This window comes from Paenibacillus sp. FSL R5-0701, assembly GCF_037973995.1.
Taxonomy (GTDB): Bacteria; Bacillota; Bacilli; order Paenibacillales; family Paenibacillaceae; genus Paenibacillus.
In genome coordinates this window covers 5,639,322-5,663,771 of sequence record NZ_CP150230.1, presented here as the reverse complement: position 1 = coordinate 5,663,771, position 24,450 = coordinate 5,639,322, and the positions used below count along the sequence as shown (strand labels likewise).

The window sequence follows — 24,450 nt, the reverse complement described above, 5'->3', positions numbered from 1 at the left end:
GGGTCCGCAACCGGGGATGCTCTACGAAGGGATGCAATATTTTCCGGAACCGTCTGCGTCGCTTCAAACCGGCAGAGGACTTGCAAGATGTGTGGTTTTGAGGAGAACTCAGCAGACCAATAACGACGGAGCGAAGCTTCGTATTGCATGTATACATGGATGAATATGAATGCATAAAGAGGATGGCGCAATACCTGGTTACAGGTGCTGCGCCATCCTCTTTATTTGCGTATGGACTCATTAGTTCTTCGGTTTCAAACGACCAAGCAATGCGCCCATTTTGACCGAATCGCCTGGCTGTAAGCCCGGGTTTGGTTCGAATGTGCCACTCTGCGTCAGCAGAACAACGGTGGAACCGAATTCAAAATAGGCCAGATCATCGCCTTGTGCCCAGGTACTTGTGTCCGTATCAGCATACTGTATGCTACTCACGTTCATCGCACCTACTTTGACAACCGCCACTTCACCGTAATCATGTGCGATATACGTAATGAGCCGTTCGTTTCGACTAAGCACGGATCTCATATGGGTCAGGCCAAAGTCATTCACGGGATAAACTTTGCCCTTGATGTGTTCGCTCTCTATTTTGCGGCCGCTGACTGGTGCATGAATGCGGTGATAGTCGCGAGGGCTGAGATAGAGGACGAACCCGTACCCGTGCTTGTACTTCTCCAGATGGGGAGAATGGTTTAATAATTCAGCAAGTGTATAATTTTGTCCCTTAACATTCAGGAGTGTCCCTGCAGATATTGGACCGGCTGCCGTAATCTTGGCATCTACCGGGCTGATCAGTGCATGCTCTGAAAGTTCCAACGGGCGCATGCCCGGCTTTAATTTGCGGGTAAAGAAATCGTTCAGTGAACGGTATTCCTTCCAGTCTTTCTCGGCCTCCTGAACAGGGATGTCGTAGGTCCGGACAAAATAAGGGATAAATGCCTTACTTCCCCGGCTTTTGGAGAAGGCTCCCACAGTCCGGGAGATCCATTTGCGCGAAGAAAGCTCGGTCATTAATCGCAACAGCGTTTTTGCCATGAATATCCCCCTTAGGGTTAATGCGAACTTCAAGGCCGGCAAGACCGGCCGTTCTGCATAATATTGACACAGAATGCACACGAAATCAATATAGTCTCCTATCGTATGTCTGCGGTTGTCTCGGAATCCTCGAATTCTGTTCCAGCAGCAGACGCCCATAAGCCATTGGTTTGCTATACGTGGCCTTCCAGTGTTCCGACATTCCCGCCCTGCGAAAACCGTAACGCTGATCCCGTCCATTGCATTCAATAAAATAGATCTGGCCGCTGCGCGTTATTCCGAGATCAAGGCCCAGATCAGCCAGATGTGGCAGACTGGCCGCCAGGTTCTGGGCAATTCGAAGTGCAACAAGTCCGATTCTGTATTCCAGTCGAGCCAGGTCGAAGCCAGGTTCTCCTAATCCAAGGGCCTCTGCGAGCTTCATGACTTTACCGCCCTGTGCGATATTGCTGACAAACGTATGGGCAGGAGCCGCTTTGGCAAACATGCCTGTTATTCCCCAAAGACCATCGCTGCCACGTTGTACAGATACCCGCAAATCGACCGGCCTGCCCTCATAACGTACCAGTGGGATACGCTCTTCAATGAGGTAGGCATGGCGAAAGATCCGCCTTAGGGTGGCGGAAGGAAGCTGTCCTTTGCTCAATCGGAAGGTAGCCCACCCTTTGCGTGAAGCCTTCGTCTCACAGGTTAATTTCCACTGTCCATCTCGCTCGAAGACTCGCATAATACCATGACCGATGCTACCGCTGCATGGTTTGATGACGAGGTCATCATATTGTTCCATCATATAGGCCAGAGATTCTGGCGTAGCTTTAACTGCATGGGGCAGGTGTTCTCGCAAGGCGAGGTCCTGATGAAGCATGTCATGAATGTGATCTTTACGGTACCGGTTGCGAACGTTAAATACCTGAATACCCTGCAACATCAGCTTGGTAATCTGATGCTGTTCCGTCCGGCGAAGCTGGAGTGATCGGTTATGAATGACGGAGGGCAGTGGCATGCGCTCGCGAACATATCTGCCTTCTTTTTTTACATAGGCAAGACATGTTTTTTGATCCGAGTCGATATCTTCCAGCCTCAAAAAGCAGGGGGTTAATCCATAACTGGCCGCTGCCTGTTCATAATTCGCGAGTGATTCCTGACCGGTCCTTCCGGCCGGTATCCCCCGGTACATGCGTGAATCGAACATAATGCCGATCGTTTCTTGGAGCATGACCGTTCCTCCTTCGATGTTATCGCGACCATGGATCGTCCATTCATGGAATGCCGGCCTGTCACCGCATGGCTCAGACATCGCGATAACGCAGACCGGTGTATATATGCATAGCCATGCACTGGTGCTTGCTCAGCGCGTTTTCAGACATGACCTAGACATAATATCCTATGACATGACTGGGACGGGGGCGTGGACAGCCGCCTTTCCTCTGCTGTCCTGACACGCCTATTTCCACGAAGATCATCGAACCTTCCTGTCTTGACGCCTGTATCATTCGTGCTCTGGGATCCGCAAAAGTCATAAATGAAGTGGCAGATGCCCATATGGGAGCATATGATGCCGGAGATGAACGTTAGAGGAAGGAGCAAGCTGCATGAGTAAAAATGGCAAAAAAAAGGTTCCAACGCCGAAACTGCGGCATGTGAGCCCGAAATTTAAGGAATTGGAACTGACTGATCGCCGGGCAGACAAGATGAACTCAGGTTTCACTGTGAATAGGGAAGAACGCTTGAATATGAATAAAAGGGATTCGAGAGCTGTTCAGGAGTCGGAAGAACTCCTATTCGAATCAACGGAGCTACCTGCTTCAACAAACGAGCTGGAAGAGCTAGGGATCGAAGCCAAAATCAAGCCGGAACCCGTAGAGTCTGATCGCAAGGAAGTCGAGACACAAGATAGCTCGGAAAAGCAGATTCAGGTTAGCAGCCTGGCTCCGCTTGCTCTGGAAGAAGAGCAGGATATCAACAAACAGGAGATAACAAGCAAGGACCGGCTGCAGATCCTGAACCAAAACCAGATGCCGGGTCATACCGGACAATACATCTACACGGACGATTTGAGTGAATTTGCTGTTACGGAGAGCAAGTTGGCTCCTTTCTCTGTGGATGCCTCCAAGCTGAAACCGGATGCGGTTGGTAGTGAAGCATTGCAGGATTATGCAGTGACCAGCATTCACATTGCAGATGGGGCAATTGTTTCTGCCAAACTGGCAGAAGCGTCTGTATCCGATGAGCATCTCATTGACGGCTCCGTGTCCGGTCATAAATTACGCAACGCTTCTATTGCTGGTGAGAAAATCAGAGATGGCAGCATTACCTCGCAGAAGCTGGGCAACCAGGTAATCGATTCATCCAAAATTGCCGACGGTTCCATCGGCACAAGGCATCTCAGCCGCATGCTGGTCACGGAAGATTTAATTCAGAATCATGCCGTGACCGGAGACAAAATTGCGATTAGCGGCGTGGATACACGGCATCTCACGGGAGGGGCTGTGCACACGTCCAAATTGGCCGACGATGCGGTGACTACATCCAAAATTCGTGAAGGTGCTGTCTCAGGCAGCAAAATCGAAGAACAATCCATCGAGTCTCACCATATTCAGGCAGGTGCTGTTAAACAGACACATCTGGCAGAAGGGGCCGTCGGTCGTTCACAACTATCTAATGGCAGTATTGGAAGTGACCAAATTGAGGATGGATCCATACAAACAAGACATTTAGCCGAGGGTTCGCTAACTGGAAGACATCTACTGGACGGTTCAATCGGCTCAAGCCAGATTCGCGCTCATGCAGTTGGCAAGGAGCAGATCGGCAATGGAGAAGTGGGCAGTGAACATTTGATGGAAGGTGCAGTAACCAGCAGCAAACTGGCAGACCAGTCTGTGGGAACAGCAAAATTGCTGGAACAGTCCATTACGGCCTCCAAGATTTCTGATCAGAGCGTCATTTCTTCCAAAATTGCAGATGAAGCTGTGCAGGGGAAACATCTTGCCAAAGGATCCATTCGTGCGGAACATATTGTCAATCGGGGAATTACGCCGGTACATGTAGACAATGCTGCAATTCACTCCATTCACATTGCAAGTGGAAGCATCGATGCAACACATCTGTCAACCGGTAGTGTATCCGGAGAAGCGCTTGCGGATGGCGTAGTATCCGAGCGGCATCTGGCTGAGGCGGCGGTGGGTACGTTTGAGTTACAGGATGCTGCAGTGACAGACGTCAAGCTCGCAGACGGAAGTGTGACAGAAGAAAAACTTGGAACGGCATCGGTAAGTAGCAGAGCACTCGCTCCGGGAAGTGTCGCATCCTCGCATCTTGCGGGTGGTGGTGTTACGGGTACGCATCTGGCTCCAGGCAGCGTGGGGTCCGAGGCCCTGAGACCTTATGCCGTGAAATCGGAGCATCTGACAGAACATGCCGTAGGTGTACCTCATCTTCAGCCGGGCAGTGTTGAAACAGATGCGATTGCACGGGCGGCGGTCACAACAGACAAATTGGCTCCTGGTAGTGTAACATCAACCCAACTGGCGGGCGGGTCCGTTTTTCCGCCTCATCTGACGGATCATGCGGTTACCTCCCCCAAGCTCTCACCAGAGAGTGTGGCCACGGATAAACTGGCGGATTTTGCTGTCACGTCAGCCAAACTGGCCGACGGCAGCGTGACTTCTTCCAAGATCATGGCTGAAAGCATAAATGCCAAACATATTCCAGCAGGAACCATACGCGGCTATCACCTGAAGCAGCATTCCGTATCCCTGGAACATTTATCGGAAGAAATACGCTCACCGGAATTATTTGCTGATGGCAGTATTACCGGCAACAAACTTCGGCATGGCTGCATAAGTGCGGACCATTTGACAGCAGACTCGGTATCCGGGACAGAACTGCAACAGGCTGCTGTAGGTAGCGAGCACTTGCAGCCATCCGTTGTACAATCCGTTCATCTGGCTGAAGGCAGCGTGAAGTCTGATCATTTGGGGACTCAAGTAGTGAGCTCACAGCATCTGAAGCCAGACATTATTCATGAGGAGCATATTGCTGAACAGGTGGTTACATCGCATCACTTGGCACCCGGATCTGTCGAAACAGACCATCTGGCACCTTTATCCATTACAGCAGCTCACCTTCAGCCAGGTTTGATCAGTGGTTTGCATCTTCAGGCAGAGTCGACAAGTGCTGTTCATCTGCAGCAAGGAGCTGTGCATTCCCGTCATATTCAAGATGGTGAGATTCTTCCTCATCATATCCATGAACGCAGCATCGGAACATCTCATCTGGAAGAAGAAGCGGTAAGTACGATTATTTTGCAGGATGAATCTGTAACACGCTCCAAATTAGCAACGGGTAGTGTGGATGGCAGCAAATTAGCTGCAGGAACCGTATCGGCTACTCACATTGCCAATGAAAGTGTGCAAACCCGTCATATCCAAGAAGGCGCAATCCTTGCTGATCATATTCAAGAGTGCAGTATTGGCTCAGTTCATCTGGATGAGGAGTCTGTAAGTTCGGTTCATTTGCAAAATAGATCTGTAACAAGTGCCAAACTGGCGGATGGCAGTATAAACGGCAACAAATTGCTTGAAGGAGCCGTATCGGGGGTTCATATTGCGTCCGAAAGTGTGCAAACCGGGCATATTCAGGCAGGGGCCATTCATGCTGACCATATTCAGGAGCGGAGCATCGGCACAACCCATCTGGAGGAGGAAGCAGTAAGTGCGATTCACCTGCAAAATGGGTCTGTCATCAGTGCCAAACTGGCCGACGGCAGTGTAACCGGCAGTAAGTTGATCGAAGATGCGGTGTCAGGAATCCATATCGCCTCGGAAAGTGTGCAATCCCGCCATATCCAGGCAGGAGTAATCCTTGCTGATCACATTCAGGAGCACAGCATCGGCATGCTTCACTTGGAACAGGAAGCAGTAAGTGCCATTCATCTGCAAAATGGATCTGTAACAAGTACCAAGTTGGCCGACGGCAGTGTAACCGGCAGCAAGTTGCTTGAAGGAGCAGTATCAGATATCCACATTGCAGACGATAGTGTGCAATCCCGTCATATTCAAGAGGGAACAATCCTTGCTGATCATATTCAAGAGCGGAGCATCGGCACAGCACATTTGGAAGAGGAGTCGGTAAGTGCCATTCATTTGCAAAATGGATCTGTAACGAGTGCCAAACTGGCGGATGGCAGTATAACTGGCAGCAAGTTACTCGAAGGTATGGTATCCGGGATTCATATCGCATCGGAAAGTGTGCAATCCGGGCATATTCAGGCAGGAGCTATTCATGCTGGTCATATTCAGGAACGAAGCATCGGCACCGCCCATCTGGAAGAGGAATCAGTAAGTGCGGTTCATCTGCAAAATGGGTCCGTCACAAGTGCCAAATTGGCTGATGGTAGCATTAGCGGCAGCAAATTGCTCGAAGATGCTGTATTGGGGAGCCATATCGCATCGGAAAGTGTGCAAACTCACCATATCCAGACAGGAGCGATCCTTGCTGATCATATTCAGGAGCATAGCATTGGTACGTCCCATCTGGAGGAGGAAGCAATAAGTGCGGTTCATCTGCAAAATGAATCCGTAACGGGTGCCAAACTGGCGGATGGCAGTGTGAGCAGCAGCAAACTGCTTGAAGATGCGGTGTCGGATGTTCATATTGCCAATGGAAGTGTGCAATCCCGTCATATCCAAGAGAGAGCCATACATGCTGACCATATTCAAGAGCGAAGCATTGGGATCTCCCACCTCAAAGCGGAATCGGTAAGTGCGATTCACCTGCACAATGGTTCCATAACAAGTGCCAAAATGGCTGACGGCAGTGTGAACGGTAATAAATTGCTTGAAGGTGCGGTATCGGCTATTCACATAGCAGACAAAAGTGTGCAATCTCGTCATATTCAGGATGGAACCATTCTTGCTGATCATATTCAAGAACGCAGTATTCGCACAACTCATCTGGAAGAGGAATCAGTAAGCGGGGTTCATCTGCAAAATGGGTCCGTCACAAGTGCCAAATTGGCCGATGGCAGCGTGAACGGCAGCAAACTGAGTGAGCAGAGTATTACCTCTAATCACTTGAATGTGGGGATTGTAGGTCCGGCGCATTTGAGCGAAGAGATATGGAATGCGATTCGTCAGTTCAGTGGAGAAACGCTGGAGCAACTGGCAGCTATCAAAAGACAAGAGGGATTGCTTCAACCAGAAAATAAAGGTGTACAGCAACAGCAGGTCATTGTCGAGGCATTACCAATTGCTGGTCAGGATCAACAACAAGAGCTGATATCCCAAACAGATCAGCTTGGCGAACCATCGGCAGCTTTGTTCACGACGGAGCAGGCAGATCAGGCTCAGCAACCACAGCTTGAACGGTCACAGGAGATCGCTGGAACTACGGAGTTTATGTTAAGTGAACAATCGATTACACAGGAGCATCTGTGTGATGATGCCGTGGGCAGCAGCCAGTTGCAATCGGGGGCAGTTCAAGCCAAACATCTGGCCTTCCAGCCCGTTCGCAGCGTAAGCAAACAACCGGTTGTACAACAATTCGGGATGGAAGCTTTTGTACTGCCAGAGAGTGAAGCATCCACAGAGGTAACTGTTGTTTTTGAAGAATCATTTGCTTCAGAACATTATGTGATTGTGGGCATGAGTAATGATCGGGGATTCCAGATTTCCCTGCTGTCGCAGAGTGAGGATGAAGCGGTACTTGAAGTGTCACGTACAGCAGATTGCAAGCATACGTACGGGTTGTTGTCATGGATTGCTGCGGGACCTTCGCAAGGATAGTGCAGGATTGTATCCGTAATAAACAAATGACAAAAGCGGTGTCCAGAGTTGTCCGGGACACCGCTTTTGGTTGATCTAAGCTTAATCCGTTCGGACGGTGAGGGGTGTCTGAACGTTTTGTTACCATTATGATGAGTACATTATAAGTTCAACCACAATAAAATAAGATTTTACAGGCCTACAGCTTGATACGCTTTGGTAATGGCAGTAGCTTCAGCGGAAGTTGCTCCGTACAGATCTTTGGCTGCTTGAATGGTAGCTGTTTTGGCAGCGGCAAATTTGGACGTTGGTGTCAGGTAGTTCACCAGTGTGCTGTAGAAAATCTGGATCGCTTTATCCCGACCGATTCCGGTAACAGTCACACCATTATGTGTTCCGCCTTGAGCAGCAAGGAAATAGGCTTTATTGATGATACCACTGTTGATATGGACACCGCCGTTGTCCTGTGAGCCTGTGTAGCGATCGCTGTATTTGTCAGGTTGACCGTACAATGTAGGGTTGGAGAGGGAGCGCAGCGCATCTCCTGGAGTGTTAGGTGTGTAGATATCATCACCGAGCAGCCAGTTTTTGCTTTGGATCGTATTACCGAAAATATCGGCAAAAGCTTCATTGAGTGCACCTGGTTCATTGCGATATTCCAGATTGGCTGTATATTCAATGACACCATGCGTCAATTCATGACCCACAACATCAAGGTCACCAGACAGGGATCGGAACGTCGTTCCATCTCCGTCACCAAAGACAATCTGTGCCCCGTTCCAGAAGGCGTTATTGTAATTGGAGCCGTAGTGCACGGTTGATCTGATCAACAATCCGTTACCATTAATACCGTTACGGTTGAATTTGTTTTTGTAGAAATCATACGTAGCAGCAGCATGAGCATGAGCATCTACACCTGCACGATCGGTCCATACATTATCCGAATCCGTGAGCAAGCTACCAGGCAGTGAGGAGCCATTGTTCGCCGTGTACGTTTGGATGCCATTGCCGCGAGTGGTGTCTTTCAGTTGGAAGGTGCTGCCGGATTGGGTGGTTGTCAGGGTTTTGGTATCTCCAAGCACACCTGTACCTGTTCCAGTGGCAAAGTTAATGAGGTCAAACTGGGATACGATACTGCCATCCACTGCGTTAATGAAATATTTGGTCCGTAGAGGGGCAGGTTCCAGTACGTTTACTTCCGTAATGTAAACCAGATACGTCTGACCATCTTCTTCATGATGGTAGATGTTCAATTCAGCTTGAGGTGTGATTTCCGCTGCACCAAGCTCTCCGATCCGGGAGGTTGCTTCTTCGGTTGCAATACGGATCGCGTCTTCTCCGCTGATCTCGGCTACACCATCATTCGGAATGGCCTGCTCTTCAATCGGTGGAAGATCGCCAAGTGCGGAGCTCACGGCTCCGGTTTTATCCAGGTGGACTGTCTGTTCGGCACCATAAACCGGGATACCTTTAATATACTGTTTCAGGCGGAAGTGTCTTACGCCTGATGTGTCTGTGTTTCTTTTGACAATTTTGAGCTGGGATTTCACATCGGAATTCAGGAATTGTTCCTGCTGTCCAAGATAATTAAAGATGGTATCATCTGTTCCACTGTTCAATGGAATACCCTCCTCAGAGGCATAAGGGGCCTGAAGTGGAATGGATTGATCAGACACTGGAGCTGCAGTAGCAGAGGATACGGAAGCGAGCAAAAGAGCTCCTCCAAGAATTGTTGGCATAACTTTGGCGAATTTCATAGTAAACTCTCCCATTCTTATACTTATTTTTTGGTTGGAAAATGTTCATGCCAGTCTCGGTTGGAATTCCGTCTGCAACTTGGGCAGCGCGGAGCGTGGGGCTAGACCTGAAGCGTGGAATGAGACAAGAAACGATTGGAACAAAATCGGCTTGGCCTTAGCTCGGGAAGTGTTAGGCACGACACCAAACAAAAAGGATAACCGTTTATTCAGTTCAACCCGAAGGTTTAATCGTCTATTGTGTTCCTCTTTCAGCAAAGCCGGGGGTTGTCCAATTGCGCAGGTAGAAGATACGTTCACGGAAAACTGGGGTGTTCAATCCGGGTTTGCGTAAATGACAAATGCAGTGTGTTCTGAACGGCATCACTCCTCTCAAGAGTAAAATGTATCTGCTTAACAGGTTCTGTGAATGAGGTCATCATCTAATCAACCTAAGGTCAATAAATTGATTTAAAAAATATAGGGGAACTTATGTTCACCATAAGGTTATTTTTGTAAATAAAACTGCTTGGAACGTATATTATCACAATGTAAAACTTTGGAAAAGATACAATTTTAGATTTTTGTTAAAATTGTGTCTGAAGTAGGGGAGAGGTAGCGTTTTCCACATATTTTGACGTATTTTGTCTAAAAGCAAGGCCTGTACCCTCGTGTTCACAGGGAGAACCTGCTTAGTGCAAGGACAAACGCCGTTTCCACTGCTCCACGAATACATAGAATAACGTGTACTCCCTTGGCATGCCGATGATCGAATGCGGGAGGTGAAACTGTTGCGTAAAACCCGTGCCACAGCACGTTATGCAAGTCGATCCAATGTGACACGAAGAAAAACAGTACTGAAGAAACGAAAATGGAAGTCTGGACACAAAAAGGGTACAAAGGCCTATACGTTCGTTATTCCATCCAAACAGCTGATGTCACAGGCTGAGGATGGAGTAGAGAATGGAGCGGAAAATGGCATGAGTGATGCTCCTTCACACAGGGATGTTTCTCGGCGACCGATGCTCTCGGTCATTATTCCTGCCATGAATGAGGAGAAAAGGATTGGTGCAGTTGTCCGTGAAGCGCGGAGGATATGCCGTGATGCTGAAGTGCTGGTCGTTGTGAATGGTTCAACAGACGGTACGGCTAACGCAGCCAAACGGGCTGGAGCACGAGTGCTCACATATGCAGAAGCGCTGGGGCATGATGGAGGACGAAAAGTAGGCGCGGCAGCGGCCTATGGTCAGGTGTTGCTATTTACTGATGCAGATATCGCAATTCCCGCAGAGCACCTTGCGCCTTACGTGAAGGCTGTGCTGAAGGGAACGGATGTGGCGCTTAACGACTACCATGGGCCGGTCACTCATCATCCCGTTCATCCGGTAGTGGAGGCCAAACACATGTTGAACAGCATACTCGCAAGATCCGATCTCCGGGGGGCATCCATGACAGCTATTCCACATGCAATAAGCCGAAAAGGACTTGAGGTCATGGGCATATCCTCACTGGAAGTTCCGCCACTCGCACAAGCCAAGGCCGTGATCGGTGGTCTTCGGGTACGCGCTGTTCATCACGTACCTGTGGGTAGAATGAATGCAGTTCGAAACAAGAAGCGAAGCGGACCTGATCCGCTAAGTCAAGTGGTACTGAATGATCATATGGCAGCGATCAAGTGGATTACGGATACGCTCGGTCCCCGCGGAGGTTATACCGATCTGAAACGTGTTCGCAACCTGGCGAGGTAAGCATGTCGCATCGGATGATGCAGCATGCTGGAGGTGAGGAAATGAAGGGACGTTCAGGGGTTGTCCGCCGCAGGCGGACAACAAATAGACAAACGACAGCAGAAAGAACAGTAATGAACAAGCGTCTTAGGAACAAGAAGCATGTAGATATTCAAAAAAAAAGAAGAAGCCGAGCAAAGTCGGGCCAAGTAGATCTGCACTTGATGTGGAAAGCGGGGCAAGTTGCAGGAAGCGAGGCAAAGGCGAACAACACAGTATCAGAAAAACACGCACGTCTCGAATGGAATGCACACGCGGCGAACGTTGCGGAGCTAAGCAATTTCGAGCTAGCTCTGAAGGCAGGTAAGGCATTTATGCAGGGTTATGCTCAGGCCTCGGGACATTCATTCCAGATCGTGCCGCTACCTCTTCGTCATTCGGCTGCTGCCATTGTCTGTGCCTGTAATGAAGAACACACACTGGGGCAGGTGTTATTGCAACTCAAGCGGTTGCCTCTGACGGATATTATTGTGGTACTGAATGGAACGACAGATGACAGTTTGAAGCAGGTACTAAGGCAGTCGGGACTTACAGTAATCTATGAACCTGATCGGGCAGGACATGATGTCGGCAGGGCACTTGGAGCCAAGATGACGGATGCGGAGACGGTACTTTTTGTGGATGGAGATATGGTCGTCTCGGCTGAACAGCTTGCACCCTTTCTGTTCGCAGTTGATCGGGGACAGGATGTGGCGTTGAATAATCTGACGTCTTTGCTTCCTGCGTTTGCAGGGCAGGATGAGGTAAGCCGGATCAAAGCATATCTGAACCGAACATTAGGCAGGGCAGATCTGGGTTCCAATTCCATGACAGCCGTGCCCCATGCATTGTCTCGTCGTATGATTCAGACCGTGAAACCAGCATCACTGGCCGTTCCACCTAAGGCACAAAGTCTAGCTATTCAGCATGGAATGAACGTCTCGGCACCAAGTCAGGTGGATGTTATTCGTTCCAATCGGTTGCGTCCTGGTAACACGGGAAGTGGGAATGACGTCGCCAAATTGATCATCGGAGATCATCTGGAGGCACTGGCTACATTGCTGGGTACAGGTTGGAATCCAGCCCAGGCACATACACTCTCCCGTGTAGAAGTGGCTTACAGGAGGAACGCCTAATGACACTGACGAGTATGATTATCCCAACGTACAATGGTCTGGATCTGATCAGGCCCTGCATCGATGCCATACGTCAATACTCGGGCGATCCTGCGTCATATGAAATTATCGTGGTAGATAACGGTTCGACGGATGGAACGGCTGAATATTGTGCGCTGGAGCGAATTCGATTTGTAAGGTTCCCGGACAATCGGGGGTTTCCGGCAGCGTGTAACGCTGGACTTCGTGCAGCCTGCGGGGATGAGCTGTTGCTGTTGAACAATGATGTTACGGTCACGCCCCGTTGGCTGGAGAACCTGCGAACGGCGCTGTACAGTGACGCAAGCATTGGGATCACGGGTCCTGTTACGAATTATGCAAGCGGCATCCAGCAGATTGAATTGGCGTTTCGGGACATGGAACATTTTCAGGAGTTGGCCCATTCCAATAATGTTGCGGATTCTTCAAGGTGGAGGGAAGTACGTCGGATTGTCGGTCTGTGCATGCTGATGAAACGAGATGTCGTGGAATCGGTTGGACTGCTTGACGAGGCATATTCTCCGGGACACTATGAGGATGACGATTATTGTTATAGAGCAAGATTGCAGGGATATCGCCTGCTGGTATGTGGAGATGTTCTCGTGCATCATCAGGGAAGTGCCAGCTTCCAGAAGACAGATCCGGTAGCATGGAAACAGCTGCTTGAGCGTAATCGTTCGATTTTTATGAACAAATGGCATGTCGATCCGCTTGAATATATGGACATATCCGATGAAGGAGGGAACGTGGAATGAAAGGTGTAATTCTTGCCGGCGGAACAGGAACTAGACTGTATCCGCTGACCCGGCTCATTAACAAACATCTGCTTCCAGTCGGTAAACATCCGATGATTATGTATGGCATCGACAGGCTCCGCCAGGCAGGCATTGATGAACTATTGATTGTGATCAACAAACATTCCGCCGGGTTATATACAGAGTATCTTGGTGGCGGAGCGGATCATGGGGTGAAGTTGACTTATCGCATTCAGGAAAAGGCAGGCGGGATTGCGGAAGCATTGGACCTGGCAACTTCCTTTATTCTTCCTGGCGAAAAATTCGTTGTGCTTCTCGGTGATAATCTCTTCAGCGATGATCTGAAGCCTTATGTGGACCGTTACATGCAGCAACCTGCTGGTACAGCGCGAGTTCTGCTCAAAGAGGTGGATGATGCACGACGTTACGGGGTGCCTGTTTTTGATCCAAAGCATCCAGAGCGAATCTCTTACATTGAGGAGAAGCCAAGCCAGCCGAAAACCTCTTATTGTGTGACTGGCATATACATGTATGACGATCATGTATTTAACCTGATTCGCAACATTGCTCCGTCTGCGCGCGGAGAACTTGAAATTACGGATGTGAATAATCACTACGCATCTGCTGGCGGACTGGAATACGACATTTTGCAGAAATACTGGAGTGATGCAGGTACATTTGATTCGCTCCAGGAAGCAGCTGTCCGTATGAAAGGACAATTGCCCTAAAATATATGCGACTAATGCTGCCGCTGTGCGGTGCCCCATGGGAGCAGAACATTCTGCGCCGGAGCTGGAAGGATGCTCCGGCGCTTTGCGCAGCGACAATCCTCGTGCATGCCAAAGGAGGGAATGGCGTGAGAGTAGTGACACGCACCGGGGCCGCTAGGGTCTCCGTGTCGGGTAAACCCCGGGGCATCCACCCGGCCGTATTTATGGGCAGTGGCACTCCGGCAGCAGCAGGTACAGGTTCTGCTGGAGTCAAAGGTCTGAAGTCAGGGAAACGTAGTACCCTGACCAAAGCGGGTACATCTGCCGGCGCAGCGCATAAGGCTGCTGCAAGGAAAGCGAGCAGCACAGGCAGTGTTGTTGGCAGAGCAGGCAAAGCTGGCTCTGCGAGTGCGAGCAAAGCGGCAAGAGCCAGCCGCACCGGCAAAGGTAAAGCCGGCCTGCGCCAGGCCACTGCTGGGCGCAGGCCGGCACCAGCGCGGGGCCGGCGTGCCGCTGCCCGCGCCAAGCAGCGCACGGCGATGCGCCGTGCGCCCTTGCCAGCACCGCAAGCCAGCACGCCACCGGCGATGCCTGCCAGCGGTGCTGGCCCCGCCCCGCGCCAGGCGACACACCCGAAGGGTGTCGCCCCCGCGGGGCGGGGAGGCGCTGCCGGCGCGAATGCGGGCAGCGCGAAGGGCTTGCCGCCTCCGCCCGCGGAGCACGCAGTGCAGGCGGAGGCCGTGCCCGGCGGCTACGCCGAGGGCTACCGCGACGGCGTATTCGCCGGCGGGGAGGCGCTGGTGGCGCAGCACATCCCGCCGGATCACATTCTGCCTGCCGTGGCGGCGGCAGATCTGATCGCGGCGGGATTCCGCCAATACGCGCCCAGCCTGGCCCGGCTGTCCAGCCCTCATGAGATGGCTGGACACATCACGGCGGCGCTGGATGCGCAGCGCCCCTTGTCTGTCGTTCGCCTCGGAGATGGCGAACTGCTCACGCTGGCAGCCGATACGGTGCTGCCAGGCCAGGAAGTGCAGGAGCTGGCACCGTTTCTGCCCTATGCAGGGGTGCCATGCTCAACCCCCGACATCCGCGCGATGCTTGCGGAAGCCATACAGGCCGCCGACTGGGTTGGCGTGCCGATCTCGCGGGCACCGACCTTCCAGGGGCTGTTATTCCCGGTATTACGCCACTTCGGGATCGACTGGTCCCGGCTGAAATTGACCAGTTCCACGATCAATTACAGTCTGCATCAGTCCGGCCTGGTGTTGCCCTTGCTGCAAGGACGGCGGGTTCTGCTCATAGGCAGCCAGGCACCAGAGCTTGCGGCACTGCTGCATAGCCGAGGGATTCATGTCACAGGCATCATTGGTTCTGTGGCAGGAGTTATGGATATTCCGAGGGTGATGCAGCAAACCGCAGAACATGCTTTTGATATCGCGTTAGTGGCGGCGGGAATTCCGGCGGTCATTCTGTGTCGGCGAATTGCAGGTGAACTCGGCAAGGTCGCTCTGGACTTTGGACATTTGGCTGACAAACTGGTAACAGGAGAGCTTCAACTCTAGTGGACCGTCCGGGGGCTGGTTATGTGCGTGTTGGTCTCACGGACAAGTGGAAATGGAGGGAGCAACATGAACACACCCGATCAACAGCGCGGGGAAGGACGTCATGGTCGTAACAACAAGGTTAATGCTCGAAATGTTGTCCGTCGAAAGGGTCACAGTCATCTGAACATCATTCCAAATATCAGCACTCACAGTGACAACAGCCGCAGTGAAAACAACCGGAATGGCAGCATAAGCAGCGAAAAAAAAGCGGCACGCCGTGCCACACAACACGATGTCTCGCGATCTGACATGGCAGTCCTGCATGCAGCAGGTCGTCGCTCAATACGGAAATCCAGACGTAAAGGCAAAAGCAGGCGCACACCCAAAGGCGCCAGGCTCTACAAACAGGGGTATACCAGAGGATACAACGAAGGTGTCCGACAGGGACAGAGCTCGTTTGGTCTTGTTTTTGAAGGAGTTAGCATTATTATCCCCACGTACAATCAGCGGGAGTATGTGCTGAAATGTGTGTCCAGTATTGAAAAGCATACCCCTGCCCCCTTCGAGATCATTGTTGTGGATAATGCCTCCAAGGATGGAACTGCCGAGGCCATGCTCCGCAAAGGAGGCATGGTGAGGGTGGCTGCCCTGGATCAGAACCGGGGGTTTGCCGGAGGTGTCAATCATGGGCTGATGATGGCGAGAGGACGACATATCATCGTGCTGAACAACGATACGCTTGTTACTCCGGGCTGGCTGGATAACATGATGACTTGTCTTGCCAGTGATCCAAAGATTGGTGTGGTGGGTCCGGTGACCAACTATATTGGTGGGGATCAGCAGATTGAGGTTCCGTACCGTGAGGTAGAAGAGATGTGGTCTTTTGCCGCCACACATAATCGTCCGGATGCAGACAAACATCGAATAACCGATCGCCTGGTCGGATTCTGCTGGCTGTTCTCACGGGAGCTGCTGGAACGGGTAGGTTATCTGGACGAAGGGTACACGGTGGGCAATTTCGAAGATGATGACTGGATCATCCGGGTGAAGCTGGCAGGATACCAGCTTGCGGTAGCCGGGGATGCTTTTATCCACCACTTCGGAAGTGTCAGTATGAAAGCCTTGGGTGAGCAAGACTTTGCTGTAGTGAATAAGGATAACGAGCAGTTTTATAGCCAAAAGTGGGGAGATCCTCATGCGCTGGTTGCCGAAACCTCTCGCTTGGCTAGAGAACAAACCTCTGGTACCCCATCCGGTCAACAAGAGGATGGTGACACAACCCCAATGGATCCGCGTCAGCGAATCTCAACGCAGGGCAGCCAAGATCCAGCATTACAGTTCAGACACAGTTATGACTTCTACCCGGAAGGTTCGTTCCTGTCCGATGCCAAAGGAGATGTCTATACTCTAACTGGCGGTCGGCGGCGTAAGCTGAACATCCCTGTACCGCGTGGAATATCTCCTGTTCAGGTTGCCAAGCCGGATCTGCTCGCCATTCCTGCCGGAGAAGCACTGATATCAGCGGGGGACGTGCAAAAATGGCCGAGGGAATCACAACAGGTGCATACGACAGCGGTTCATGGTTCTCACAATGGATGGGCAGAAGGAAGTATTGTTGCCGCAGTGGATGCACCCGAGATTCGATATCAGATCAGCGGAGACAAGCGGAGACGATTTGTATCGGTCTATGCCGCAGAACGCTGGGGTGTACATTCCGGGCATATTGTCAGCGTGTCTGCGGACCAACTGAATGCGATGGAAGAAGGCTGGCCCATTATCGCCCCACCTCAGCTCTTGAACCCAGATCTGTAATGTCAGGCAATCTAGTTATGCGAATCAGCAGCATGATGCGGAATGGAAAATGTAGCGGTACCCTGTGGAATCGCTCTGATTCATTCCGCATCCGAATAATTGAAAGATCAACGAATTCTTTTTACAATATGACCAACGCAGTTATCATCAAGCGTAACTTGGGATCATGATATAGGGATAGGGAGGATGCGGGATGAAGAATTCTATAGTCAGACAAGCCGAACAGATTGCCAGTGATTTTTTGCTGGAAAAAGTAACATGCTCACATCATATCATCGGTAAAGGTTTTGTTAATCAGGTCTGCCTGGTGGAGACGGCAAGTCATAAAGTGGTTGTACGCATGAACGATCCAGATACATATTCTACCTTTGTGAAAGAAAAATGGTGCATCGAACAAGCGGCGAGTGCCAGTATTCCTGGGCCAGAGACATTGTCCGTTGGGGTCAACGCTGAACATGCCTATATGATTCAAACGTATGTGGAAGGGGATAACGGGTTGGACACGACAGTGCCCACGTCTGTGATTTGGAGGAAACTCGGTGAGTACACACAACGTATGCAATCCATCCCGGTGGCAGGTTTCGGAAGGGAAATGCATGATCCCGTACAAAACCAATTTTACTCTCCCCCTCATGCAGGATCAGATGGCAGTTGGCAAGGATATGTGCAATACAATATCAATAGTCTCACGGAGCAAGATCCATTGATTGAGCTTGGTGTCATTACGATGAAGGAATCACAGCTCGTAAGGCAGTGGTTCGAACAATTGAAATTGCAAAAGTTCAGCTTTGGTTTATGCCATGGCGATCTCTCCTTGAAGAATACAATCGTAAGTTCAACGGGTGAGATTACCCTTCTGGACTGGGGGAATGCGGAGGTCACCGTCGTGCCGTATGGCGATATCATTCAACTCATGCAATGCCAGCTACGGGGTGAAGGTCCTGACAAGGAAGAATTGAAAGCGTTTTTAGAAGGATATGGGACAGGCACACAAGAGCAAGAGCGCGAACTGAATCAAGCGAGCCGTGTGTTGTTATTGAAAGCTTTTGATACCCTGAGGTGGGCTATAGATCGAAGTCCGGATCAGATCGAGTTCTACACTGATTTAGCAAAACAAGCTTTTAACCAGGTTAGGAGGGGCCAATAGCGATTCAATCCTGTAAAATAAGCCATCTTTCAAATTTATAATTTAATCTTTCTATTTGGTTATAGGTTTATTCTATTAGCAGATCCATTGACGCAGGTAGGGCACAGGAGTACATTTAGAGCCATAATTCTTATTTAACAGATGGGAATTGAAGGTCTAGGGCGTTCATATTCAATCGCCCAGATCTTGATCTTAAAACTAATCAGGAGGTATGTCGATGTCATCATCAACCAAAAAAGTCGTGCTGTGGAGCAAAACAGGCTGTCATTTCTGCGGGGAAGTGAAAGCATTTCTGAAAGAGCGAAACCAGCCTTTTGAGAACATTGAAGTGCAGGGCAATGACGTGCTGCGTGATGTGCTTGAAGCAAAATATGGTATTCGGCATGTACCCGTCATTGAAGTGGGAGGGGACGGCAAGTTTGAAGCCTTGCTGGAACCTGATCTGGAGAAGCTGGCTGAACTTCTGGCACGAGCGGACGAAGCGGCAGCAGTCTAACGGGAGTTGATATATACCTTTGGAGCAAGCCGTTCCGGCTGCTGCATGATGCAAGATCGCATTTGTACAGCAGCTGGAACGTTCAAAAGCTATGGCTCACTTGGGATGTAAATGGTCATATTTACATCTTCAATGTTCATATAGAAAAAATCTATTAGTCGCGCTGTTGACCCTTTTACGGGGCAGTGATAAGATTTGTGAAATTAAAACAAACCAAACTCATAGGAATAGTTAACTTTTAAGTTATTTTGCATACGTAATCAGTTCAGTTGGCCCTTGATCATTCTTTTGAAGATTCTAATCCAAGGAAGGCGGAGTGCATATGACAGCGAAACGCAGTTTGAAATTTGGAGCCATTATTCATGGGGTTGGAGGAAGCAACACCACATGGAGACACCCGGAGGTTCTGTCGGATGCCAGCGTTAACTTTGGATTCTACAAACGTCAGGCACTGAAAGCGGAGGAAGGCAAGTTTGATCTGGTCTTTATCGCAGACGGTCTGTATATTACCGAGAAATCCATTCCGCATTTCCTGAATCGCTTCGAGCCAATCAGTATCCTCTCCGCTTTGGCTGCCGTTACTTCACGTATTGGACTGGTGGGTACCCTCTCGACATCCTATAGTGATCCGTTCACCGTAGCCAGACAGTTCGGTTCCCTCGATCAGATCAGTGATGGCCGTGCAGGCTGGAACGTCGTGACTTCTCCGCTGGAAGGTACAGCGAAGAACTATAGCAAGAGCAGTCACCCTTCACATCCGGAACGTTATCGCATTGCCGCGGAATATTTACAGGTAACCAAAGGGTTGTGGGACTCTTGGGAAGATGATGCCTTTGTAAGAGACAAAGAGAGCGGTGTATTCTTCGACCAATCCAAACTGCACACGCTTAATCATGAAGGAGAATTCTTCTCCGTACAGGGGCCGCTCAACATTGCCCGTTCACGGCAAGGACAGCCGGTGATTTTCCAGGCAGGTTCATCGGAAGATGGCAAAACGCTGGCGGCGCAAGAAGCGGATGCTGTCTTTACCGGACACGATACGATTGAAGATGCACAGGCATTCTATAAGGATGTCAAAACACGTGCGGCTTCCTATGGACGTTCTGCACAGGATATTGTTATTCTGCCAGGCATCAATCCTATTGTTGGACGGACGGAAGAGGAAGCTGAACAGAAATATCAGGAGATCGCGAGCCTGGTTACCATTGATAAAGCGCTGGATTATCTGGGACGTTTCTTCGAACACCATGATTTCTCCCAATATCCGCTGGATGAACCGTTCCCGGAGCTGAATGGCATTGGAAGCAACAGTTTCCGCAGTGGAACCGACAAGATCAAGAAGGATGCCAAAGAGCAGGGATTGACCTTGCGTGAAGTGGCTCTGCGGGCAGCAACACCGCGCAGCAAATTCCTGGGAACACCGGAGCAGGTCGCTGACAAGATTCAGAAATGGTTTGAGACGGAAGCAGCGGATGGTTTCATTATTGCTTCGGAACTGCCGAGTGGATTGTCTGATTTTGTGGAACTCGTTGTGCCGATTCTGCAAGAACGCGGCCTGTATCGTACGGACTATGAACACGATACATTGCGAGGTAACCTTGGGGTACAGATTCCGGTTAACCGTTATACGGCTGCGAAGAAGCAAGTTGTATCTGATTTGGCATAACTGATAGGGAGCGAACGAGCATCTGATGTTGTCTGGCTGTTTTCTCCAACCGGTAATGAAATCAATTACTACGTTTTGTACTACTTTAAAACCGACTTAACTCATAGGATATATAGAGTATTGGGTATAAACATCAATTAAATGACACCTGTATACACAGAGGGGGAAGCGATATGAACAGGTCTATCTCATGGATGAAATATATGGCATTGGCAGCAGTATTGGTGATGGTATTATCCGGTTGCGGATCGGCGGGAGGCAGCACGAACAGTACGGCACAGGCATCAGGCGGGGGGCAGGCCGGGCAAGCCGAAGGAGGTAACCTGACTTTTGCACTTGCAACTTCACCGGATACACTGGACCCTCATCGCAGTGGGCTTGCTGTAACTGTACGCGCCATCCGAACGATCTACGACAATCTGGTCGTGCAGCTGCCGGATGGTTCCATCAAACCGTGGCTTGCCACGGAATGGAGCGTATCCGAGGACGGCAAGAGTTATACATTCAAGCTGCGTGAAGGCGTGAAGTTCCATGATGGTACACCGTTTAATGCGGAAGCCGTGAAATACAATCTGGACCGGGTGATTGATCCGGCCACCAAAGCTGCCAATTCCCTTGCCCTGATTAGACCGTATAGCTCCTCCGAAGTTATTGATGAATATACCATCAAGGTAAATCTGGAATCACCATCGCAAGCCTTTCTTGGCAACTTGAGCCAGGCACTGCTGGGGATCGTATCCCCTACAGCTGCCCAAAAATATGGCGACCAGCTGGGTAAAAATCCGGTGGGCACAGGTCCGTATACCTTTGTGAAATGGGATGAAAATGCGGATATCGTCGTTGCCAAAAACAAGGATTACAACTGGGGGCCTGAGACGGTTGAAAATAAAGCTGCACCACATGTGGATACGATCACATTCAAAATTGTACCGGAAGAAGCAACGCGGATCGGAAGTGTACAGAGTAGTCAGGTACTCGCTGCCGAGACGGTTCCACCGCAAAATGTTGCTGCATTGAAAAACGATCCGAACCAGCAACTGTTGCAGGCCAACACAGTTGGGTTACCATACACACTCTTTTTCAATCTGCGCAAAGCGCCTTGGGATGATGTGAAAGTAAGGCAGGCGGTACAATCCGCCGTAGATGTGGAATCGATTGTCAAAACATTGTATCTGGGCAACTACGAACGTGCGTGGTCCGCACTGTCTCCTGGAATCCTGGGTTATAATGCATCGCTGGAAGGAAGCATCAACCCGGACATTAACAAAGCCAATCAGCTGCTGGACGAACAAGGCTGGGTGAAAGGCGCTGATGGTATTCGTGCCAAAGACGGGCAGAAGCTGACCCTGCGGTATGTTGATGGTTCGCCCAATCGGGAGAAACGCAATGACATTGCCGCCATTATCCAACAACAGTTGAAACAGATTGGCATTGCCGTTGAAGTCGAGATTACAAAAGATATCGCAACAGTCATTTATCAGAACTGGGATTATGATCTCTATGGCAACAGTCAGGTCAATTCTGATCCTAATGCCTTGTACGCTTTCTATCATACGAGTGCAGAGGGCGAGCGTCCGACATTGTCCGGTTTGTCTGATCCAAAGATCGATGAACTGTTAGAGCAGGGAGCGGTCGAGACGGATCCTGATAAACGTGTGGAGATCTATAATCAGATCCAACAATACCTGATTGAGCAAGCGGTAATCTTGCCAATCTATGTATTTCCGTATACGGTCGCAGCATCCAAAAAGGTCGAAGGCATCAAGTTCGATTCGCTGGGGTATCCACTCTTTAACGACGTCCGCATTCAGCCCTAACATGAACGGCCAATCCAGATTCAGGAAGGAGATATCCCGGTATGGTTCAAACGATACTGTCACGACTTGCAACATCGCTTCTGGTTATTTTCGGAGCTTCGGTGCTGGTGTACTGCATCATGTATCTTCTGCCGGGTGATCCGGTTCTGCTCATGCTGGACCCGTCCTCGGCTACCCCGGAGATGATCGAGAATCTGCGGGTCCAGCTTGGACTGGATCAGCCGTTTTACATCCAGTTTGCGAACTATTTCGGTGATATGCTGCGTGGGGATTTTGGTAAATCAATGATCAATTCCGATCCGGTTCTGCCCAAAATCCTGGAACATTTTCCGGCTACGCTGGCTTTGACCGCACTCAGCTCAATCATTGCCATCACGATTGGAATAACACTTGGTGTATTGTCTGCGATTCATCGCAATGGCGTGATTGATTTCGTCGCCCGGCTCGTTGGACTGTTTGGCATTTCCATGCCAACCTTCTGGACGGGGATACTGCTCATCCTGTTATTCTCGGTGCAGCTTGGCTGGTTCCCGGCCATGGGGTCCGACGGATTCAGCTCACTGGTTCTTCCGGCGGCTACGCTGGGTCTCGTGGGTGCAGGATTTATCGTTCGGATGGTGCGGAACAGCATGCTGGAAGTGATCAATGAACCGTTTATTGTGGCATTACGGGCCAAAGGACTTTCGGAGCGTGCCATCATGTATGGTCATGCACTGCGTAATGCGCTTATTCCTGCTGTAACGGTAATCGGCATGCTGATCGGTGATCTGCTTGCGGGCACCGTTGTGGTGGAAACTGTCTTCTCCAGACAAGGAATCGGCCGAATTATTGCGGATGCGCTAATGGCCAAGGATTTGCCAGTGGTGCAAGGGGTTGTCTTCTTTACATCCATTATCTATGTGGTCTTGAACCTGCTGGTGGATATCTCGTATTCGTACATTGATCCCCGGGTTCGGCGTGCAGTCCGCACATGATCATGGATAGAACAGTCAGATGTGTCCTGACGCGGAGTTATGAAAGGAGGAGTTGTTGCTCATGAGCATGAAACCTTTGGCTGGTGACAAAAAAGCATGGGCCGGCAGTGTAGGACGTATCCGTCTGTGGAATCGCCGCCCTTGGCGCTATCGCGTCTCATTCGCGGTATCCCGATTATTCTTTTATGCAGCATTGCTGGTGGTGGTGTTTACTGTGGCATGTGCGATTGTACCCGGCTGGATTGCGCCCTATGATCCAACTCAGATGATGACGGATGCCATTCTGCAGGCTCCTTCTGCTGCGCATCTGTTCGGGACGGACTATTTCGGTAGGGATATCTTCAGTGTGGTTGTGCATGGAAGCAGGGATTCGCTGCTCATTGGATTTACTTCCGTTCTTGTGGGCGGTATTGTCGGTAGTGCTCTGGGTATTATCTCCGGATATGCCGGAGGAATTGTTGATACCATCACGATGCGGGCTGTCGATATTCTGATGGCTGTACCAGGCGTGCTCCTTGCATTGTCTGTTGCAGCTGCTCTCGGGCCAGGACTGATGAACATTGCACTGGCTGTTGCGGTTTCCTCCATTCCGGGCTACGCACGGGTGATGCGTGGGCAGGTCATATCAGTTAAAGGTCTGCCATTCATTACAGCGACACGTTCACTGGGCGGTTCCAATGCACGTATTTTCTGGAAACATGTACTGCCACATTCGTTGTCACCCTTGCTGGTCATGGCAACACTGGGCGTAGGGACATCGATCCTTACGGGCTCCGGACTCAGTTTTCTGGGACTTGGGGTGTTGAAGGAAATTCCGGATTGGGGCGCATTGCTCTCACAAGGTAGAGGTTATCTGACGGTTGCCTGGTGGATCTGTACGTTCCCGGGTCTGGCGATCACGTTGTTTGTACTGGCGGTTAACCTGATTGGAGACGATATTCGCGATCGGCTGGACCCCAAAGTAAAAGGAGCGGCTTGACCGCTATTCCAAAATATAAGAATTGATAAGTTTCACCCTATCCATTTTTATATTTCACTGCGAAACGGTAGCTGTGCCACCAGAGGACGGCGACA

17 protein-coding genes are annotated in these 24,450 nt (G+C 50.4%); 13 read left to right on the top strand and 4 right to left on the bottom strand.

All coding sequences use genetic code 11. The features are described 5' to 3' along the window. Positions 1–240: 240 nt before the first annotated feature. Positions 241–1,032 carry an archaetidylserine decarboxylase gene (gene asd / locus MKZ13_RS25030; RefSeq protein WP_047841263.1) on the bottom strand — a complete coding sequence of 264 codons (792 nt, stop codon included), beginning with the start codon at positions 1,030–1,032 and terminating at the stop codon, positions 241–243. Between the two features lie 85 nt (positions 1,033–1,117). After that, on the bottom strand, positions 1,118–2,329 hold the full coding sequence (locus tag MKZ13_RS25025; RefSeq protein WP_339179072.1) for a YheC/YheD family protein: 1,212 nt from the start codon (positions 2,327–2,329) through the stop codon (positions 1,118–1,120). Between the two features lie 295 nt (positions 2,330–2,624). Here MKZ13_RS25025 and MKZ13_RS25020 point away from each other — a divergent pair, with 295 nt between their 5' ends. Further along, the gene (locus MKZ13_RS25020; protein ID WP_221820990.1) at positions 2,625–7,817 is read left to right on the top strand and encodes a WIAG-tail domain; all 5,193 of its coding nucleotides are present in this window, start codon (positions 2,625–2,627) and stop codon (positions 7,815–7,817) included. Between the two features lie 170 nt (positions 7,818–7,987). On the opposite strand, the gene MKZ13_RS25015 is transcribed toward MKZ13_RS25020, so the two are convergent. Both MKZ13_RS25015 and MKZ13_RS25010 read right to left on the bottom strand, forming a co-directional pair. Further along, a complete protein-coding gene (locus tag MKZ13_RS25015; protein ID WP_221820987.1) occupies positions 7,988–9,553 on the bottom strand; it encodes a M4 family metallopeptidase in 1,566 nt (521 codons plus the stop codon). Positions 9,554–9,598: 45 nt separating this feature from the next. Next, on the bottom strand, positions 9,599–9,853 hold the full coding sequence (locus MKZ13_RS25010) for a hypothetical protein (protein ID WP_221820985.1): 255 nt from the start codon (positions 9,851–9,853) through the stop codon (positions 9,599–9,601). 470 nt (positions 9,854–10,323) lie between these two features. Between MKZ13_RS25010 and MKZ13_RS25005 the strand changes: the two genes are divergently transcribed. The 12 genes from MKZ13_RS25005 to MKZ13_RS24950 all read left to right on the top strand — a co-directional run bounded on the left by MKZ13_RS25005 (position 10,324) and on the right by MKZ13_RS24950 (position 24,355). Further along, positions 10,324–11,280, top strand: coding sequence for a glycosyltransferase (locus MKZ13_RS25005; protein WP_221820984.1), 957 nt, complete (start codon positions 10,324–10,326; stop codon positions 11,278–11,280). A 41-nt stretch (positions 11,281–11,321) separates the two neighbouring features. Then, a complete protein-coding gene (locus tag MKZ13_RS25000; RefSeq protein ID WP_221820982.1) occupies positions 11,322–12,434 on the top strand; it encodes a glycosyltransferase family A protein in 1,113 nt (370 codons plus the stop codon). After that, positions 12,434–13,207, top strand: a complete 774-nt coding sequence (locus MKZ13_RS24995; protein ID WP_221820979.1) for a glycosyltransferase family 2 protein — start codon at positions 12,434–12,436, stop codon at positions 13,205–13,207. The genes MKZ13_RS25000 and MKZ13_RS24995 overlap by 1 nt, the downstream gene beginning before the upstream one ends. Next, the gene (locus MKZ13_RS24990) at positions 13,204–13,935 is read left to right on the top strand and encodes a sugar phosphate nucleotidyltransferase (protein ID WP_133387054.1); all 732 of its coding nucleotides are present in this window, start codon (positions 13,204–13,206) and stop codon (positions 13,933–13,935) included. The genes MKZ13_RS24995 and MKZ13_RS24990 overlap by 4 nt, the downstream gene beginning before the upstream one ends. A gap of 5 nt (positions 13,936–13,940) precedes the next feature. After that, on the top strand, positions 13,941–15,482 hold the full coding sequence (locus MKZ13_RS24985; RefSeq protein ID WP_339179063.1) for a GT-D fold domain-containing glycosyltransferase: 1,542 nt from the start codon (positions 13,941–13,943) through the stop codon (positions 15,480–15,482). A 66-nt stretch (positions 15,483–15,548) separates the two neighbouring features. Further along, complete coding sequence (locus MKZ13_RS24980; protein WP_339179060.1) at positions 15,549–17,276, top strand: glycosyltransferase family 2 protein; 1,728 nt, start codon at positions 15,549–15,551, stop codon at positions 17,274–17,276. Positions 17,277–17,469: 193 nt separating this feature from the next. Then, positions 17,470–18,423 (top strand): aminoglycoside phosphotransferase family protein, encoded by a 954-nt coding sequence (locus MKZ13_RS24975; protein WP_339179058.1) that lies wholly within the window; start codon positions 17,470–17,472, stop codon positions 18,421–18,423. Positions 18,424–18,640: 217 nt separating this feature from the next. Then, positions 18,641–18,919: a glutaredoxin family protein gene (locus tag MKZ13_RS24970; RefSeq protein WP_221820974.1), complete on the top strand. Its 279-nt coding sequence runs from the start codon at positions 18,641–18,643 to the stop codon at positions 18,917–18,919. Positions 18,920–19,241: 322 nt separating this feature from the next. Beyond that, positions 19,242–20,585: an LLM class flavin-dependent oxidoreductase gene (locus MKZ13_RS24965; RefSeq protein WP_339179055.1), complete on the top strand. Its 1,344-nt coding sequence runs from the start codon at positions 19,242–19,244 to the stop codon at positions 20,583–20,585. A gap of 173 nt (positions 20,586–20,758) precedes the next feature. Continuing rightward, positions 20,759–22,402 carry an ABC transporter substrate-binding protein gene (locus MKZ13_RS24960; RefSeq protein WP_221820969.1) on the top strand — a complete coding sequence of 548 codons (1,644 nt, stop codon included), beginning with the start codon at positions 20,759–20,761 and terminating at the stop codon, positions 22,400–22,402. A 41-nt stretch (positions 22,403–22,443) separates the two neighbouring features. Beyond that, positions 22,444–23,376, top strand: a complete 933-nt coding sequence (locus tag MKZ13_RS24955) for an ABC transporter permease (RefSeq protein ID WP_036605816.1) — start codon at positions 22,444–22,446, stop codon at positions 23,374–23,376. 61 nt (positions 23,377–23,437) lie between these two features. Next, positions 23,438–24,355 (top strand): ABC transporter permease, encoded by a 918-nt coding sequence (locus MKZ13_RS24950; RefSeq protein WP_339179051.1) that lies wholly within the window; start codon positions 23,438–23,440, stop codon positions 24,353–24,355. The last annotated feature ends 95 nt before the right edge of the window (positions 24,356–24,450 follow it).

Coding starts and splice junctions, on each gene's coding strand:
- asd (WP_047841263.1), bottom strand. CDS start 1,032: ATGGCAAAAACGCTGTTGCGATTAATGACCGAGCTTTCTTCGCGCAAA.
- MKZ13_RS25025 (WP_339179072.1), bottom strand. CDS start 2,329: ATGTCTGAGCCATGCGGTGACAGGCCGGCATTCCATGAATGGACGATC.
- MKZ13_RS25020 (WP_221820990.1), top strand. CDS start 2,625: ATGAGTAAAAATGGCAAAAAAAAGGTTCCAACGCCGAAACTGCGGCAT.
- MKZ13_RS25015 (WP_221820987.1), bottom strand. CDS start 9,553: ATGAAATTCGCCAAAGTTATGCCAACAATTCTTGGAGGAGCTCTTTTG.
- MKZ13_RS25000 (WP_221820982.1), top strand. CDS start 11,322: ATGAAGGGACGTTCAGGGGTTGTCCGCCGCAGGCGGACAACAAATAGA.
- MKZ13_RS24995 (WP_221820979.1), top strand. CDS start 12,434: ATGACACTGACGAGTATGATTATCCCAACGTACAATGGTCTGGATCTG.
- MKZ13_RS24990 (WP_133387054.1), top strand. CDS start 13,204: ATGAAAGGTGTAATTCTTGCCGGCGGAACAGGAACTAGACTGTATCCG.
- MKZ13_RS24985 (WP_339179063.1), top strand. CDS start 13,941: ATGCGACTAATGCTGCCGCTGTGCGGTGCCCCATGGGAGCAGAACATT.
- MKZ13_RS24980 (WP_339179060.1), top strand. CDS start 15,549: ATGAACACACCCGATCAACAGCGCGGGGAAGGACGTCATGGTCGTAAC.
- MKZ13_RS24975 (WP_339179058.1), top strand. CDS start 17,470: ATGAAGAATTCTATAGTCAGACAAGCCGAACAGATTGCCAGTGATTTT.
- MKZ13_RS24970 (WP_221820974.1), top strand. CDS start 18,641: ATGTCATCATCAACCAAAAAAGTCGTGCTGTGGAGCAAAACAGGCTGT.
- MKZ13_RS24965 (WP_339179055.1), top strand. CDS start 19,242: ATGACAGCGAAACGCAGTTTGAAATTTGGAGCCATTATTCATGGGGTT.
- MKZ13_RS24960 (WP_221820969.1), top strand. CDS start 20,759: ATGAACAGGTCTATCTCATGGATGAAATATATGGCATTGGCAGCAGTA.
- MKZ13_RS24955 (WP_036605816.1), top strand. CDS start 22,444: ATGGTTCAAACGATACTGTCACGACTTGCAACATCGCTTCTGGTTATT.
- MKZ13_RS24950 (WP_339179051.1), top strand. CDS start 23,438: ATGAGCATGAAACCTTTGGCTGGTGACAAAAAAGCATGGGCCGGCAGT.